This is a genomic window from Streptomyces sp. NPDC044984 (genome assembly GCF_040646935.1).
In the GTDB taxonomy this organism is placed as follows: domain Bacteria; phylum Actinomycetota; class Actinomycetes; order Streptomycetales; family Streptomycetaceae; genus Streptomyces.
The window spans coordinates 105,571-121,674 of the sequence record NZ_JBEZBE010000006.1; the positions used below are offsets into that span (position 1 = coordinate 105,571).

Annotated in this window: 17 protein-coding genes and 1 tRNA gene; 10 read left to right on the forward strand and 8 right to left on the reverse strand. The window is 71.7% G+C overall.

From position 1 onward, the window contains the following. The first annotated feature begins 96 nt into the window (after positions 1 to 96). From AB0A94_RS08650 to AB0A94_RS08665, 4 genes are all read left to right on the forward strand, one after another. Positions 97 to 181: transfer RNA gene (locus AB0A94_RS08650), tRNA-Leu, on the forward strand. A gap of 184 nt (positions 182 to 365) precedes the next feature. Then, positions 366 to 914 (forward strand): hypothetical protein, encoded by a 549-nt coding sequence (locus AB0A94_RS08655; protein WP_361740887.1) that lies wholly within the window; start codon positions 366 to 368, stop codon positions 912 to 914. Positions 915 to 1,093: 179 nt separating this feature from the next. Continuing rightward, positions 1,094 to 1,438: a hypothetical protein gene (locus AB0A94_RS08660; RefSeq protein ID WP_361740890.1), complete on the forward strand. Its 345-nt coding sequence runs from the start codon at positions 1,094 to 1,096 to the stop codon at positions 1,436 to 1,438. An 83-nt stretch (positions 1,439 to 1,521) separates the two neighbouring features. Further along, positions 1,522 to 2,082: a hypothetical protein gene (locus tag AB0A94_RS08665; RefSeq protein WP_361740893.1), complete on the forward strand. Its 561-nt coding sequence runs from the start codon at positions 1,522 to 1,524 to the stop codon at positions 2,080 to 2,082. Between the two features lie 41 nt (positions 2,083 to 2,123). Here AB0A94_RS08665 and AB0A94_RS08670 read toward each other — a convergent pair whose 3' ends face one another. Then, complete coding sequence (locus AB0A94_RS08670; protein WP_361740896.1) at positions 2,124 to 2,636, reverse strand: ATP-binding protein; 513 nt, start codon at positions 2,634 to 2,636, stop codon at positions 2,124 to 2,126. 529 nt (positions 2,637 to 3,165) lie between these two features. Next, positions 3,166 to 4,284, reverse strand: coding sequence for a serine hydrolase domain-containing protein (locus AB0A94_RS08675; protein WP_361740899.1), 1,119 nt, complete (start codon positions 4,282 to 4,284; stop codon positions 3,166 to 3,168). Between the two features lie 171 nt (positions 4,285 to 4,455). Between AB0A94_RS08675 and AB0A94_RS08680 the strand changes: the two genes are divergently transcribed. Both AB0A94_RS08680 and AB0A94_RS08685 read left to right on the forward strand, forming a co-directional pair. Continuing rightward, positions 4,456 to 5,115 carry a helix-turn-helix domain-containing protein gene (locus tag AB0A94_RS08680; RefSeq protein WP_361740902.1) on the forward strand — a complete coding sequence of 220 codons (660 nt, stop codon included), beginning with the start codon at positions 4,456 to 4,458 and terminating at the stop codon, positions 5,113 to 5,115. 359 nt (positions 5,116 to 5,474) lie between these two features. Continuing rightward, entirely contained in the window at positions 5,475 to 5,945 is a 471-nt protein-coding gene (locus AB0A94_RS08685) for a hemerythrin domain-containing protein (protein WP_361740905.1), read from the forward strand. Between the two features lie 74 nt (positions 5,946 to 6,019). On the opposite strand, the gene AB0A94_RS08690 is transcribed toward AB0A94_RS08685, so the two are convergent. Then, positions 6,020 to 6,700, reverse strand: a complete 681-nt coding sequence (locus AB0A94_RS08690) for a helix-turn-helix domain-containing protein (protein ID WP_361740908.1) — start codon at positions 6,698 to 6,700, stop codon at positions 6,020 to 6,022. A 100-nt stretch (positions 6,701 to 6,800) separates the two neighbouring features. Here AB0A94_RS08690 and AB0A94_RS08695 point away from each other — a divergent pair, with 100 nt between their 5' ends. Then, entirely contained in the window at positions 6,801 to 7,766 is a 966-nt protein-coding gene (locus AB0A94_RS08695) for an NAD(P)-dependent alcohol dehydrogenase (RefSeq protein WP_361740911.1), read from the forward strand. A gap of 228 nt (positions 7,767 to 7,994) precedes the next feature. On the opposite strand, the gene AB0A94_RS08700 is transcribed toward AB0A94_RS08695, so the two are convergent. Next, complete coding sequence (locus AB0A94_RS08700; RefSeq protein ID WP_361740914.1) at positions 7,995 to 8,828, reverse strand: SAM-dependent methyltransferase; 834 nt, start codon at positions 8,826 to 8,828, stop codon at positions 7,995 to 7,997. A 208-nt stretch (positions 8,829 to 9,036) separates the two neighbouring features. Beyond that, positions 9,037 to 9,510, reverse strand: a complete 474-nt coding sequence (locus AB0A94_RS08705) for a hypothetical protein (RefSeq protein ID WP_361740917.1) — start codon at positions 9,508 to 9,510, stop codon at positions 9,037 to 9,039. Between the two features lie 301 nt (positions 9,511 to 9,811). Here AB0A94_RS08705 and AB0A94_RS08710 point away from each other — a divergent pair, with 301 nt between their 5' ends. Together AB0A94_RS08710 and AB0A94_RS08715 are read left to right on the forward strand one after the other, a co-directional pair. Further along, positions 9,812 to 11,023, forward strand: coding sequence for a HEAT repeat domain-containing protein (locus AB0A94_RS08710; RefSeq protein WP_361740920.1), 1,212 nt, complete (start codon positions 9,812 to 9,814; stop codon positions 11,021 to 11,023). 87 nt (positions 11,024 to 11,110) lie between these two features. Further along, positions 11,111 to 12,637 carry a hypothetical protein gene (locus AB0A94_RS08715; RefSeq protein WP_361740923.1) on the forward strand — a complete coding sequence of 509 codons (1,527 nt, stop codon included), beginning with the start codon at positions 11,111 to 11,113 and terminating at the stop codon, positions 12,635 to 12,637. A 389-nt stretch (positions 12,638 to 13,026) separates the two neighbouring features. Here AB0A94_RS08715 and AB0A94_RS08720 read toward each other — a convergent pair whose 3' ends face one another. From AB0A94_RS08720 to AB0A94_RS08730, 3 genes are all read right to left on the reverse strand, one after another. Beyond that, the gene (locus tag AB0A94_RS08720; protein WP_361740926.1) at positions 13,027 to 13,878 is read right to left on the reverse strand and encodes an arylamine N-acetyltransferase; all 852 of its coding nucleotides are present in this window, start codon (positions 13,876 to 13,878) and stop codon (positions 13,027 to 13,029) included. Between the two features lie 317 nt (positions 13,879 to 14,195). Next, positions 14,196 to 14,663 (reverse strand): hypothetical protein, encoded by a 468-nt coding sequence (locus AB0A94_RS08725; protein WP_361740929.1) that lies wholly within the window; start codon positions 14,661 to 14,663, stop codon positions 14,196 to 14,198. A gap of 87 nt (positions 14,664 to 14,750) precedes the next feature. Continuing rightward, positions 14,751 to 15,338, reverse strand: coding sequence for a DinB family protein (locus tag AB0A94_RS08730; protein WP_361740932.1), 588 nt, complete (start codon positions 15,336 to 15,338; stop codon positions 14,751 to 14,753). A 380-nt stretch (positions 15,339 to 15,718) separates the two neighbouring features. Here AB0A94_RS08730 and AB0A94_RS08735 point away from each other — a divergent pair. Beyond that, on the forward strand, positions 15,719 to 16,104 hold a 386-nt coding region (locus AB0A94_RS08735; RefSeq protein ID WP_361741330.1), incomplete at its 3' end, for a Scr1 family TA system antitoxin-like transcriptional regulator.

Genomic DNA, 16,104 nt, shown 5'->3' on the forward strand with positions numbered 1-16,104 from the left:
GAGGCACGGAAAACGCAGGTGAAAGGCACTGCGAAACCTTGGTATGGTTGTCCATGTCGCCGCGGGGGAACACCCCGCCGAGGCGACGGACACCTTGTCCGGGTGGCGGAATGGCAGACGCGCTAGCTTGAGGTGCTAGTGCCCTTTATCGGGCGTGGGGGTTCAAGTCCCCCCTCGGACACATCGCTCGATCGATGGCCCCGACCGAAACGGTCGGGGCCATCGATCGTTCTCGTGTCACCGAGGGTGATGCGTGATGGCGCGGAGGGGGTGTGCCCAGGGAGCCGCGCCGCTCGGCCGGACACATCCCGCTCGTGCGACCTGGTTCCGCTCTGACCGATTCCGCCGGAAAGAGAATGCGAACCGTGACCCGAACCGCGTGGGAGGCCGCTGTCGTGCGGCTCCTCGACGACGTGTACTCCTTCGCGGCGACCGGCCCCAGGACCCCTGCCGGCTGGCGGAAGGACGCGCTGGCGGTGATGAACCGGGAGGTGGACGATCCTCGCGGATGGATCACCCTCGACTGGGACGAGGAGAACGACGGGGAGCCGGAGAAGAACCGTCCCTGCCACCCCTTCGTCCCGCTCTCCGAGGCGGAACTGGGAAGCCGGTTGTACCCCGTCACGGCCGAGACGGCCACTCGCCTGTTGGCTGAGATGACGTACGAATGGGGACCGACCGGAACGAAGGAGCAGACCAGGGCGGCACTTGCCGACGCCCGAACCGTGCTCGACCGGTACGGAGCCCGGATCTCCTGTTACAGCAACGTCACCGAAGCCAGGAGAACCCCGTCACCGGACCTCACAGACGGGGTCACCGGCTGGAATCCTCTGACCGAGTTCATCGGCGACTTCGGCTTCGTCGCCGTCTCACCCGAAGAGGTCGCGGTCTACTGGTCGTTCGATGCCAGGTGAGGGGGGCCACCACCATGCCCACCCGAAGCGCCACGAACCCCGGCCCGGCGGAGCTCTTGGGACGGCTGGCGCATGAGCTGAGCGTGTACGTGAGGGCCGGACGGCTTCCCGGATCCGGTTCTGCCCCGGCCGGATCACAGCATCTGTCCTCCGCCGTCGCCGCCGAGGTTCACGCCCTCGTGCGCCGACTGCACAAGGAGTACTGGCACCGGTACGGCTCGGACCCGGTACCCGTCGGGAAGGTCGAGGCGTCGCTCGTGCCGTGGGACGCCCCGGACGCCGCCGCGTTGATGGGGGGACTCGCCTCGGTGAGCCTGCTGTGGCCCTCGCACGCGTACATGGACCGGGACGAGGCCGATGCCGTCGCCCGGCGCGTGGTGGCCGCACTCGGGCCCGGGGCGTGCTGGTGGTCCAACCGGGACGACGGCGGCGTGGACGGTGTCACCGGCGCCACCATGGACACCTTCGTCGCCGGTAGTGACGGTGACCGCTTCGTCGTGCTGATCCAGGTACAGGAAGACTGACGTGTCCGGCCGCGTGAGGTCGCCGACGCCCATCCGTTTCCACGGCAGCACCGTCTGAACTCGCAGAGAAAGGCAAGCACCACATGTCCGTCGACCAGACCTCCTGGGAAGCCGCGGTACGCCACCTGTTCGAGGACGCGTACCCGTACGACGCCACGGGCCCGCGGCACCACGAGGACTGGGTTCTCGACGTCATCGCGTTGATGGCGCGGGTCCCGGACCCACGAGGCTGGGCCGGTCTCGATGACGCGGCCCACGCCCCGGAGCGTGAGGCCTCACCCACGTATCCCTTCGTCGCCCATCCCCCGGAGTACATCGCGCCGCGTCTTCAGGAGATAGACCGTGCCAGCGCCGAGAATCTGCTCCTGGCCCTCACGGATGATTGCTGCACCCTGTCCAGCCTGGAGCGTTTCACGGAGAGCGAGGAGGAACTGCGGGCGATGGCACGCACGATCCTCGCGCGGTACGGGGACGCGGCCACCTATCACACCAACGCCAACAGGCCGGGTCATGTGCGTGGCACGCTCGACTTCACGTCGTCGGGCTGGGCGTACAGCCCGTTCAGTGTCTACTCGGAGGACTACGGCCTGATCGTCGTCTCCGACACCGAGGTGGGCATGTTCTGGAACTTCTCCGACTACTGACCCGTCGGAGCGCAGCCCTTCACCAGGTCGTTTGAGCAGATTTACCTCTGCTGACCCGTTCCGCCTCCTGCCCCGGCCGGGAGACCGCCCACCGGGCATGCGGTGCCCACCACCGCCCACACGGTCTTGCCGGGGCCGCCGCGGCGGTCGGTGACGCCCCAGGCGTCGGCGAGGGCGGTGACGAGGAGGAGGCCGCGGCCGGACTCGGACTCGGCGCCGGGGTCCGCGGGCGTGGTGGCGGCGGGCCGGCGTTCCGCGCGGGTGTCGGAGACCTCCACGCGCAGCCGTCCGCCGTCCGCCTCGGCGGCCAGCCGGACGTGGAAGTCCCGGCCGGGGACGCGTCCGTGCCGGACGGCGTTGGCGCACAGCTCGGCGGTGATCAGGCTCAGTGTCTCGTTGACGTGACTGTCGTACGGGTGCCCCCAGGCGTCCAGGCAGTGCGAGACGAACAGCCGGGCCAGCCGAGCGCCTCTCGGGGTGGAGGTGAAGGCCATCGCGAACTCGGCGGTGTCCGTGGGGCGGGCGGGAGGGAGCGGGGAAGGGAAGCTGTGCATGGGCTCAGCGTTGTGGCTGCACCGGTCCCGCCACCAGCGGCGACGCTTGTACGACGGGGTGCTGTACGCCAGTGCGGGGTGGGTGGGGGGAAGGGGCGCCGGGTCGGGGTGGATGCGGTGCGTGCCGCCTTTGGTGGGCGGAAGGCGAGGAGCGCGTTCCGTACGGACGGATTCTGTACGGGCGCGGGCGCGTCCGCGAGAGAGGTCTGCAACACGGCTGACGTCGGCGCCGGGGGTCGGTGCGGATGCGGGCGGCCGGGCCGTCCGAGCAGGAGTCCGGGCCGTCGGAGGCCGCGTGGCGCCCGCCGGCCACCCGCTCCGGCACGGCCCGTCCCTTCCCGTCGCCGCTCGGACAGCCGCCCGCGTTCCCTCGCTCGAGCACGCGCACCTCACCGTGCCCGGCCGTTACGGTTTCCGCGCCTCCACTCCGGCCGGCGGCGGCCTGCGCCCCCTGCGCGACCCGGGTGCGGGCGGTCCAGACGAGGACGGGGAGGAAGAGGAAGGGGAAGGGGAGCAGCGGGCGGTCCGGTCAGCCGTACATCGCCACGCGGTACAGGGCCGCGAGCGCGTCGTCGATGGGATGGGGCTGCGGCCTGCCGGAGGAGTCGAGCCTGTTCCACCTCTGCAGGTTCACCGCGACCGCCATCTGCCGCTTGCCGTCGGCCCGGATCATGGCCAGCGCTCCACCGCCCCAGACCGTGCCGCCGTGGCCCCAGAAGGTGCCCTGACCGGGACTCTCCATCGGGTGCAGCCCGAGGCCGTAGTCGATCGTCCTCCCCTCCTGGGAGACGACCGGGACGGTGCGCCGCATCTGTGCCAGCGACGACGGGCTGACGATCTCCCCGGCCAGCAGCATGCCGAAGAAGCGGTTGAGGTCCGAGACGGTCGATATCAGCGAGGCCGACGGCCCCACCCAGGACATGTCGTAGACGCTGTAGTCGCGCGGTGGGTCGATCATGCCGAACCACGCCTCGTAGAGCCGCGAGTGCGGCCCGTCGACGTACGGTCCGGTGGGCAGCTCGGTGTTCTGGAGCCCGGCGCGTTCGATGACGTTCCGGGTGATGCAGTGCTCGGCGGTGGTGCCGGTCACCTGTTCCAGGAGTTGGACCAGGAGCAGGTAGTTGGTGTTCGAGTACACGCCCGGAGTGCCGCCCGGGGCGCCGACGGCGGGTGCGGTGACCCCCATCTCGATCAGTTCGGTGGGGTCGAACCGCGTGAACCGGTGGTCGTCCAGGCTCTGGGGTCCGGTGTCCGCGAGGACGGGGTACGCCTTGAGGGAGGGGTAGGCGTACGGGAGGTACTCGGCGAGGCCGCTGGTGTGGTTGATCAGCATCCGGACCGTGATCGCGTCACCGCGTTCTCCGGGAACCAGCGCCGGAAGGTACCGGCCGATCGGTGCGTCGAGCCCGATCCGACCGCTCTCGACCTGCTGCAGCACCGCGGCGGCGGTGAAGGTCTTGGTGATGCTGCCGACGCGGTGCCGCATGCCGGCGGTGACGGGGCGGCCGGTGGCGACATCGGCGACCCCGGCGGCGCCGCGCCAGACCCGGTCGCCGTCGCGCACCTCGGCGAACAGGCCCGGCATCCCGGCGCGGTGGACGTTCTCGAGGGCGGCGTCCAGCGCCGCGCAATCCAGTGGGTTCTTCACGTCATGCGTCCTTTCGTGTCGCCCGGGGTGAGCTCCGCACCGGTCGCCTGACCCGGACGACCGGGCACGAGTGGCATGCCGACCCGCCCGGCACACTCATGCCCTCATTATGCACGCGGTGCGTGCATCACCAAGTGCACAGGTAGGCTGAGATCCGGTGAGAGGAGCGAGATGGCAGGTCGAAGGCGTTGGACGACCGAAGAGATCCTGGACGCGGCGGCAGAGCTGCTGCGCACGAGCGACGCGGATTCGTTCAGCGTGCGCAAGCTGGCCGCGGTCCTCGGGACGGATTCCTCCAGCCTCTACCGGCACTTCCGCAGCAAGACCGAACTGCTGCGCGCGGTCGCCGACCGGATCCTCCTGGCCGCGATGGACGGCTACCGTCCCGAGGGCGACTGGAAGCAGCGCATCACCGCCCTGGCCCTGTGCATGAGGGAGGCCTTCGGCCGGCAGCCCCAGCTCGCCGCGGTCTGGGGGCGTTACGCCTCGTCCGGCACCGGTTCCCGGCTGGTCATGGAAGAGGTGCTGCTGGCCCTGCGCGCGTCGGGACTGCCCGACGAGGAGATCCCGGTGCGCTACCACCGGTTGGCGGTCCTCATCGCCGCGCTGATCGCCTCCGAGGCCGGGGTCAGCACCGTCGCCCCCGGAGAGTACGAACAGGCCATGGAGCTGTTCCGCGTCGCGGTCCTGGGCGCCGACCCCGAACGCTTCCCGGCCCTGGCCCACTTCGCCCGCGACGTCCGTCCCCTCGGAGCGGATCGCCGTGCCGCGTTCGAGGAGATCCTCGCCGCCCAGCTCGCCCACATCGAGGCCGCGGTCCGCCCGAGCTAGCCGACCGGCTCGGGAGTGCCGGCCGGCCCCGGACCGTCCCCGCGGGTGCGGGGGGACGGGAGGGCTCCGGGCACGGGTGGCCGAGGACCCGTTCGTGGTCCGTGCCGCCCTGCTGACCGAACTGCGCCACGCCGGCCCGCGGCCTCGCATGTCTCCGCCGCCTGCGGACCTCATTCCGAATTCCGAAACGACCGGTTGTGCGGGGCGGGCCACGCTCGGCGTGGGGACAGCCGTGGTGCCGGCGGCAGCGGGCAGGGTAGTGTGCGGGAGCGTCGCGTGCTGGTGGCAGACCGTGTCAGGCATGGAGGCGCCGGATCGAAGGAGGCCGACGATGCACTCGTCGCACCCTTCGCTCTCGCGTGACTGAGCGCGAGACGAACAGGCTCGTCGCCTGGAGCCAAGAACTCCGCCGGGTGCACGGCCGACTGCGAGAAGCGCTGTCCGTGACCCGCGCGTCCCTTGCCGACGGCACCCCCGGTGAGGCGGCCACCCGTGAACTGCTGCTGTACTGCCACGGCTTCTGCGCGGCTCTCGACGGCCACCACCGGGGCGAAGACCGCACCCTGTTCCCGGCCGTCGCAGCCGCACACCCGGAGCTGCGCCCGGTGCTGCGCTCGCTCGAGCAGGATCACTCGATGATCGCCCACCTGCTGGGCAGCCTGCGCAACGCTGTCGACCGGGCCGCACCGCCCGAGGAACTCGACCAGCATCTCGAAGGCATTGCCGCGATCATGGAGAACCACTTCCGCTACGAGGAGCGGCAACTGCTCACCGTGCTCGAAACCCTCGAGCCGGCAGCCGTACCGGGAGAGGCGCTGGGCCCGCTGTGACCCTCGACCGGGTGGTGGGCGGTGGCGGCCGCCGCCGGACCGGTCAGTCCCGTTGCGCCTCGTACCGGGTCAGGTCAGGCTCGGGGGACCCGCTGCCGCTGGGAGCCGCCGGCGGCGATCGGGAGACTGCGCAGCGTCAGCGTACTCGGCGGAGGCAGCGGCCCGTTGGCCGTGTCGGCGCGGAACGACTGGAGCAGGTAGGCCACCAGGCGCCGGGACGCCGCGCCGTCATTCGGCAGGGCGGTCACCAGGGCGCAGTGTGCCAACAGGACCACGGCGAGGTCGGAAGGGTGGAAGTCGGCCCGCAGCGCGCCCGACGCCTGAGCCCTGCGCACCAGGGCCGTGAAGTCCCGCTCGACTCGTCGCCGGGACCCCGCGTGCTGCGACGTGCTTTCCGGGAAGGCCGCGACGAACGCGGCCGGGAACCCGCGTTCCTCCCGTTGCAGAGCGCAGACCGTCTCGACCAGCTGCTGGAAGCCCTGCCACGGGTCGGGGGCGGCCAGAGCCTCGGTGAGCGCCCGCACACAGGTCTCCGTCTGCTGCGCGAACGCGCCCCGCACCAGGGCGTCCCGGGTCGGGAAGTGCCGGTACAGCGTCGCCACGCCGACTCCGGCCCGACGCGCCACGGCCGCCATCGGGGCGTCGATCCCGTGCTCCGCGAAGACCGCACGGGCGGCCGCGAGGACGCGCTCCCGGTTGCGCCGGGCGTCGGCCCGCAGCCCGTCCCGGGCGGCGATCCGAGAGGATTCCACCATCACTGCCTCTCGCTTCGGCTCCAAACGGACGATCGCGTCCGCTTGGAGCCTACCGTCGGTGCCGGTTCCCCGTAAGACGACCGGTGGCAAAGGCAGGACGATGAACGACCGCATGATGAAAGCCGTGCTCCACGACCGCTACGGCGGCCCCGACGTGCTGTACCTGGGCCGCGTGCCGCGCCCCGAGCCGGCCGCCGGCGAGGTGCTGGTGAAGGTGCGCGCGTTCAGCGTCAACGGCGGCGAACTGGCGGCCCGGGCCGGCCGTCTCCGCCTCGTGACCGGCCGGAGGTTCCCCCAGCGCGTCGGCCTGGACTTCACCGGCGAGGTCGCCGCACCGGGTGCCGGCGTCACACGGCTCGCGGCCGGCGACCGCGTGTGGGGGGTCCTGGGCCGCACCGCCGGGTTCGGCAGCGCCGCCGAGTACGTGACCGTGCCCGCCGAGCGGATCGGCCTGGTCCCCGACGGGCTTGACCTGGTGGCCGCCGCCGCGCTGCCGGTGGCCACCACGGCCGTCACCGCCCTGCGGGACAAGGCCGGGCTGCGCCCCGGCGAGCGACTCCTCGTCCGGGGCGCGGCGGGCGGCGTCGGGAACGCCGCCGTCCAGCTCGGACGCGCGTACGGCGCCGAGGTCACGGCCCTCGCCCGTGCGGCCAACCTCGACTTCGTGCGCGGGCTCGGCGCGCACCGGGCCGTCGACCACCGGGGCGTCCGGTTGGCGGAACTGGGCCGCTTCGACGTGGTCCTGGACACCGTGGGCACCGACCTGCGGGCCTTGCGCCGCCTGCTGAGTCCCGGCGGGCGCATGGTCACCATCGCCTTCGACCTGAAGCGGCCCGCTGCGTCGCTCGGCTACCTCGCGGCCAGCGCGGTCCACGGGCGTGGCCGGGTGCGCTTCTTCAGCGGCAACCCCACGCGGGCGGACTTCGACGACCTCGCCCGCCACGTGGTCGAGGGCAAGCTGAGCCCCGCGGTGGACACCGTCTTCCCCCTGGAGGAGACCGCGGCGGCACACCGGGCGCTGGAGGCGGGCGGCGTCCAGGGCAAGTACGTGGTCAGGGTCGCGTAGGACCCCTGTGGAGGTGCTGGTCACAGCCACTCGGCGACGGCCGCTACGAGTACCGTCGAGCCGTGACCCGCGTGCGGGCCGACGGTCTCCGCGCCGCACGGTCGGGACGTCCCGTCAGGCGTCCGCATGGTGGGAACGGGTGGCGCGGCCGCCTCAACGGGCGGGCGGGAGCGGGGTCCTGGTGCTGCCGGGGCGCGTGGTGCGGCCGGACGTCGCCTGCCGGGGCCGCTACGCCTTCCGGGCCAGCCCGGCGACGATGAGGCGTTCCCAGACGCTGAGCTCCCGTTCCGCACCGCCGGCGCCCCACGGGTTGCCGCGGACCGGGTCGGGACGCCACAGGGGCGCGGGAACGATCCCGGGATCGAGGATCTCCAGGCCCTCCAGCAGGGCGGCGATCTCCTCGTCGGTGCGCCACCGGCCGCGGCCGAAGGTCTCCTGGAGGACCCGCTCGGCCTCCGCGGTCTCCGGGTTGTCGCCGGAACGGAAGTGGCTGACGAAGAAGTGGCTCCCGGAGGGCACGTGGTCACGCCAGTGGCGGACGATCCCGGCCGGGTCCTCCTCGTCGTTGACGTGGTGGAGGATGGCGCTGAGGACGACGGCGACGGGGCGGTCGAAGTCGATCAGTTCCAGGGTGTCCGGGTGGGTGCGGACGCCCTCGGGGTCGCGTACGTCGGCCCGGACGACCCGGGTCCGGTCGTTCTGCTCCAGCAGCGCGCAGCCGTGGACCAGCACCTGGGGGTCGTTGTCGACGTACACGACCCGGGACTCCGGGGCGTGCCGCTGCGCGACCTGGTGGACGTTGTCGGCGGTCGGCAGACCACTGCCCAGGTCGATGAACTGCCGTACACCGGTGGTCGTCACGATCTGCGCGACCGCCCGCGTCAGGGCCGCGCGGTTGGCGAAGGCGATGGCCACCGAACCGGGGAGGTCCCGGAAGAACACGTCGCCGACCTCCCGGTCCACGGCGTAGTTGTCCTTGCCGCCGAGCAGGTAGTCGTAGACGCGGGCGATGCTGGGCCTGGTGGAGTCGATGGAGGAGCCTTCAACCGTCATGCCGGCCATCCTCCCCCGCGACGCCGCCCGCCCACCGGCGTTCCGGAATCCCCGGCCGGACGGATTCCGAGGCCGCGCCGGCCCCGGTCCTCGGCCGCGCGGGGATGGCCGCCCTGACCGCCGGTACGGTCGGCTGCGACGAGGGCGCCGTGGACGTCGAGGAACCTGGAAGCGCGCCGGTCCGCCACCGGCGGGGTGGGCGGGTGATGTTCGGTTCTCAGTCGTCCAACTCGGCGCAGAGGGTGGTCACCTTCTCGTGGGCCGCCTTCGCTTCGGCGCCCTTCATGTCGAAGGACTGCAGGCGCACGCTGACGTTCTGGAAGGCCTTGCCGAGAGCGTCGTAGCGGCTGTCCAGCAGGGCCGCGGACTGGGCCAGAGTGGCAGCACCGATGGCTCGGTCGTAGTGGGCCGTCCTGTTGTCGCTGTCGTCGTTGTTGTATATCGAGTCGAGCGACGGAACACGCTTCCACGCCTGGCAGGCACCCGCCGCATCGGCTGCAGCGTTGTTGACGCCGGTTCCGGACGCCGCGCTGTCCGGGCCGGACCACAGGAGCCAGCCGATGCCCATGCCCGCACCGGCGGCGACGACGGCCGCCACGCACGGCACGATCCACCGGGAGGGAGCGCGACGACCGGTGGCGGGAGTCGGCGGCTGGGAGGGAAGGGGCGGCAGGGGAGCGGGCGCAGTCATCGCAACGGCTTCCTTCGGTATGCGGGCGGGCGATCCCGGCACGGGAACCGGCAGCAAGTGAACCACTTCCGTCACCGGACAAGGTGCCGGGGTATGTACTGAGTTGGTGAGGCGTCAGGAGCGCTCGGCTGTCCGGCTCGGGTCCTGTACCGAGGGCGCGGTTGCGTCCGAGTACGCCGCCTCACCGACTTGCGAGCAGGGTCATCCCCGGCCCCGGGGCGCGGGTGAGCGCATGCCCCTCGCCTGATCGGACGTCGAACCGCAGGACGGAACAGGAATCCTGGTGTGCCAGGATCTCGCTGTGACGGATGACGACCCCCTCGCCGGCCTGGACGACGTGCCCTGGGCCCAGCTGCGGCACGCCTACGGCATGGCCGACGACGTCCCCGGACACCTCCGGGCGATGCAGGCGGGCACGCGGGAGGGCCAGTACTCGCCGGGTGCGCGGCTCGCGAACCACATCGTGCACCAGGGCACGCGATCGCAGGCCGCGGCGTACACCGTTCCGTTCCTCGTGCGGATGGCACTCGACCCGAGGTCGGCCGACAGGCACGGGTGCGTCGGACTGCTGGCCGCCATCGCGATCGGGCTGGACAACAACCATCTGCCGAACGGCTACGACCCTCGGGAAGACCGCGCCTACCTGGCGGAGCTGCGCGGTGAAGCAGACGACTGGGCCCGGTGGATCGCCGAAGCGGCGGACGACGAGCAGCGCGGACAGCGCGAGGAGAGCTGCGCGCAAGCGTTCATCGACGCCGAAGCGGTGGTGCGTTCCTACGACGCCGTCCGGGAAGCGCTCCCCGCGCTCGCCACCCTGCTGACCTCCGGCAGCCTTGAACTGCGGGCTGCGACGGCGAACCTGCTGGCGTGGTTCCCCGAGTCCGCGGCGACGTCGGTTCCGCTGTTGAAGGCGTTCGTCGCCGATGAGGTCTCGCCCGGCGCCGCGGCGACGGGAGTGGTCGCCCTCGGCCTGCTCGGCGATCCGGCGACCGTCCCCTTCGTCGAGCCCTACCTGGAGAGCCCGATCGTCGAGCTGCGCTGGGCCTCCGCCTTCGCGTTGACGCGGTTCGGCATCGTCGGCCCGGCCGTCGTCGACGTACTGACGCAGGTCGTCGCCCGGCCGCCCGAGAAGACCGGGACGATGTCGTTCCTGAGCGGCTCCTACAGCGGCCTCGCGGCGATGGCCCTGGCCGGGACGCCCGAGGCCACGACGCTCCGGACGGTCGATGCCCTGCTGGCCGGTCTGGCCGACCGTACGGGCGTCGAAGGGTTCTACGACCGGTACTACATAACGGACACGCTGTTCACGCTGGTATTCCCGGGCGATCCCGCCGAACCACCGCGGTCCTTCGGCGACCTGAGCACCGTGCGGCAGCGTGTCGTGCGTTTCGTCGCCGACCAGGACGAGGCTGCCTGGCCGTACGGCGCCATGGACGCCTTGCGTCGGTGGAAGGTGCCGACCGTCCACCCTGACCTGCGGGTCTACGCCGGAATCGTCCAGGGCGGCCCATAGGCCGGCGTTCGAGGCCGCGCCCTGCGCGCGTCGGCCGCCCTTGCCGTGAAGGCGGTGCCGGCCTCAGACGGTGTTACTTTCCGTGACATGACCGATCACGCGCTACGGCTGCTGCGGCAGGACCGCCGCCTGGCCGAACTGGCCGCCTTCCCCTTCGACTTCGACCTGGACCGCGCCGCCCACGGCCATGTCGAGGAAGTCCGCCTCGCCTCGGGCGGGCCGCTGGAGACGGTGGCCGGGGACGACACCGGCGGCACGTACTTCGTGTGCGCGGACGGCTCGGTGCTCTACGCCGACTCGGAGGGCACCGCGGGGATCATCGGCTCCAGCGTCGACGAGGCCCTGGAGCTCGTGATCGGCCTGCCCGGCTGGCGCGGCTACACGCGTCTGTCGCCGGACGACGGCGAGGAGAAGATCCTGGCGTGCGTCGCGGAGACCGAGGACGAGATCCGTGAGTACTACGGAATCGACGAGGAGCGGGCCGAGCTCCGCGCGGCGCTGGGCTTCCCGGAACGCTCCCCGGTCGAGCTGGTGGGCGGACTGCGTGCCGCCCTGCTGCGCACCGAGCCGGACTTCGTGCTGCTCAACGCGGACGAGGGGTGCGCGTACGACCTGTTGGGCCCGGACGGTCCCCCGCTGTGGGAGCCCGTGCTCGCGGCGGGCCGCGCCGATCTCGCCCGCCTGCGCGAGGGCGACCCCACGGCATGGTGTGAGGTCGCCGAGGACCCGGTCCGGCGCCGGATCACCCTGCGGGCCGCGCAGTTCGACCGCGCCCAGGGCGACCTGGAGCTGCTGCGGCACCTGCTGCGGCACGAGACCCGGTCCTCGATGACGGACGAACTGCGGCTCGCGGCCGTACTGGTCGGGCTGCACGGGGACACCGGAGACCTGCCGCTGCTGCTCGAGGTCCGGGAGACGGACTTCGACACGGCGTGCGGCCTGGGCGGCATGCCGGAGCCGGGTGCGAGCGCGGACGAGTTGCGGCAGTGGGCGCGGGAGCTCGACGAGTCGATGTTCGGGACGGACCCGGCGGACGAGCCGGTCTCCACCTGGACCGACCTGGCGCGGGACCAGGGGATGACGGACCTCGCGCGGGTGACGCTGATCCGCGAACTCGACGGCATCGTCATGGACCAGAGCAGACTCCGCCGCCCCGGGGCGCCCGGCGCCCTGACCACGGCTCCGCTGAGCGCGCTCGCCCAGGACTTCGAGGAACTCGGCGACCTTCCCCAGGCGCTGCGCGCCCAGCGCTTGCACGCCGCCCTCCAGGAGACGGCGTGGGACCGGGCCTCGGCCCGGCGCACCCTCGCCCGCCTGGAGCGGGAGGCGGGCCGGCTGCCGCAGGCGGTGGACAGCCTGGCCGCCGTGCGCGACGCCCTCGCCACCCCGGACGACGACTCACTGCGCCACTGGCAGCGGGTCAACCTCGGCCGCTTCATCGCCGAGGAGCACTACCGGCTCACCCTCGCCCTGGCCGACGCGGACCGCCCCGAGGAGGCCCGTGCCCTCCTCACCGCCGCCGACGCCGTACTCGGCGAACTCTCGGAGAACGCCGCCAAGGACGTCCGCGAGCTCGCCGGGCGGACCGCCGCACGCGTGCGGGAGGCCGGCTGAGGACACGTGCGGGCCTCCGCGCCGGCCAGGACGTGTACGGCCGGAGAGCCGAGCGCCCGGTCTCAGCCGAGCCGTGCGGGCTCGTCCCACCCGTGACCGACGGATGGCCGGGCAGCCCCTGGCGGGGGCCGTCAGCACCGGAGGGAACGACGTCTCAGCGGCTCCGCGGACGGGCTGGACCAGCAGCACGCCTCCGGCCTGGGAGACCACCGCCCGGCCGCCGCCCGCGATGCGGACACGCGGGTACGACCCGATACGGTGTTTCACCTGGAAAGTGCTTCTTCCCGTGCGGCCGACAGGCCCCTCGACACGTCCCGTCGTCGCGGGCCGGAAGCACGCTCCGCTTGTTCGATCGAGCCTCGGACACCCCGCCTCGTGAAAGCGCGCGGCTAGCCCAGCAGCCGGACGCCATCCGGTACGTCGATCCCGAACTCCTCGTCAAGGAGGCGCCGTGCCTCCCCCTCGTCGGTCAACTCCCGCTTCGAGACCGTGCCGTCGGCGCGGGTCTCGGTGAGGCGGCGGCCGTCGAGGAGCAGGTGGCGACCGGGGGTGAGGCGCTGGACGTAGGGACGGCGGCTGAACGGGGAGCGGGGATGGGTGGCGATGTGCCAGTTGACGACCTCGAAGTCGGGCTGCTCGAAGGGCTCCACCGTGAAGACGTACTGCGCCTCCCAGCCGTCCGCCCCGCCTGTTCCGGTCGTGCCGTACGCCTCCAGCACCCACATCTCCAGCGGACCGTCATGCGGTGCGTGCACCAGCCGGTGGCGGCGGCCCGCGTCGTGGAACTCCGTGCCGACCACCAGCGGCACCGGCTCCAGCAGGGCGCCGACCGTGCCGAATCCCACATCCGCGAGGTGGGGCCGCTGCTCGCCGGGGACCTCGACGAGCAGCGCCATGTGCGTGCGCGGGCGGCTCTCGAAGCGGTCGGTGCCGACCACGACCCGCGCGGTCAGCAGGGTCACCCGGAAGCCCAGCGCCTCCAGGGCGCCCGCGAACAGCGTGTTGTGCTCGTAGCAGTAGCCCCCACGGCGACCGTGCACGAGCTTGGCCGCCAGGTCGGCCGGGTCGAGGGAGGGGACCACACCCCGCACGGGATCCAGGTTCTCGAACGGGACGGTCAGCGCGTGGGCCGTGTGGACGCCCCGCAGCGTCGCGAGGTCGGCCCGCCGCTCGCCCTCCCACCCGATCCGCTTCAGGTAGGCATCGAGGTCGAACGACCTCGTCGGTACAGTCTCAGGCATACCTCCACCGTACGGACGCACCGTCCCGGCCCACCTGCCCCCGCGGCCGGAACCGCCACCGGCCTTTGGTCCTAGTACTCGGGTCCGACTCCTCGATCTTGTCGTGGACCCGGCCGGGAACGGGTACGGCCCACCCGGGTGACGATCAGCCCGGCCGCACCCCTGCCCGCGCGGACACCGTCGCCGGCCGCCACGGCATGGCACCGGCAGGCTGACCATCGCATCACACCGCCCGGGGACAGCGCACGCAGCAGCTGGTTGTCAGCCGAGCCGGGACGGGACGACATCACCCGTTCAAGGTGAGTGAGAGCGCTGGATCAGGTCTCGCGCCGGTCGGTCGGCCAGGGGATCCGCTGGAGAACGTCCTCAGAAGTCGGTACCGCGTCCGGGAAGTGCCGGCGGATCTCCCGAACCACCGAGGCATCCGCGGCGCAGAGGTCCCAACTCGTGCTGTCGAACTCCCGCAGCACCACCTTCAGCTCATCGCCCGCGTACCCCGCGAAGTCCGCGTCGACGAACTGAAGATCCGGCGCGACCAGGGCCAGTAGCTCCAGGGTGCCGATCCCGGTACCGGAGGAAGCCTTCTCGATCTCGGCGAACCCGGTGACCGGTCGAGCGTCGTCGATCCGCACCTTCCAGGTGAGGCCGAGCCCGAAGCTCCCGAGGCGCACAAGGAGTTCCGCCAGCGTGACGTAGTACCGATCGGAGGCGCGGTCCTGTCCAGGAAGACGGTCACGCCAGGCCGCGAACGTGATCGACTGAAATGCGCCAGGGGTGCTTGCCATCGACGCGGACTCCGTTCGCTTGTGCGGCTCAGTGTGCTCTCACAGCATGATCTTCCTCCACCGCAGCCGCAGATCACTTCGAAACCGTCAGGAAGCCTTGATCGGTGCGGCCGACCTGGCGGCCTGCTCGATCTTCGCGCAGTGGGCCGCACGGGCTTCCTCGTCGATCCGCGTCTCGTGTTCGGCGCGCAGCCCGGTCCGGCCGTCGAGGCCCTCGCGCAGGATGTCGGCGTGCCCGGCGTGCCGGATGGACTCGCCGAGGACATGGACCATGACGGCGAACAGGTTCGTGTTGGAGTACGGCTCCGGCCACCACGGCACGTGGCCGGGGGCGTCGAGGGGAAGCTCGTTGATCGTCGCGTCCGAGTGTTCCCACGTGCGCCGGTAGAACCCGGTGATCTGGTCGAGGGTCTCGTCCTCGGTCGCCCACAGATCGCTGCCGTCGGAGTCCTGCCACCGGGGCAGCGGTTCCGGGGACGGGCGGTCGAAGACCTCGCCGAAGTACCTGGCCTCGACGGCGGCCACGTGTTTGACCAGGCCGAGGAGGTTGGTCCCGGTCGCCGTCAGAGGCCGGCGGGCGTCGTATTCGGACAAGCCGTCGAGTTTCCAGAGCAGCGCCTCGCGGTCCCGGCGCAGTCTCCCGTGCAGGTTGTCCTTCGCGAACTCATCGATCATGCGGCGTGAGCCTGCCACGGGCTGCTCGTGCCCTCAAGATCCCGTACGTGGTCCGCGAGGACCGGCAGAGCCGAGGCCCGGCCGTGGCCGCCGCCCTGACCTGCTCCGGGAAGTTCGCGAAACCTGCCACGTGAGACACCCTCCAAGTAACGGCACGGTGTTCCTGGAGTGATGGTGAGACGAGCCGACGCGGGTGTACAGGTGGGTGCTGTACGAGGGAGCCGCGGGCGCTTGTACCCGGTACGGGGGAAGCGGGGCCAAGTGGCGCGAGAGCTACGGTGCGTGTCCTTAGAGTGAGCTGTGAGTGACGGTCGGGTGTGGTGCCTGCGGTGAGTTGAGGGGTGGGCGCCACCGTGCGGGTGGGTGAGGTGAGGTCGCCGGTGACTACGGCTCACGGTGAGAGCGAGACGGGCATCCTGCGGTGCTTCGGGCAGCAGTTGCGGCTGCTGCGGACGAGCAGGGGGCTGACGCGGGCGGAGTTGGGTGCGAAGCTCAGTTACGGCGAGGACATGGTCGCGTCGGTGGAGTTGGGGCGGCGCATTCCGAAGCCGGAGTTCATCGAGCGGGCGGACGCGGTGCTGGAGGCCGGCGGGCTGTTGGCGGCGTTGAAGGAGGAGGTGGCTCGGGCTCGGTACCCCGCGTTCTTCCGGGATGCGGCGAAGTTGGAGGCGGAGGCGGTTGAGCTGCATGTGTATGCCAACCAGGCCGTTCCGGGGTTGTTGCAGACGGAGGAGTACGCGCGGGCTGTGTTCGACACGCGGCGCCC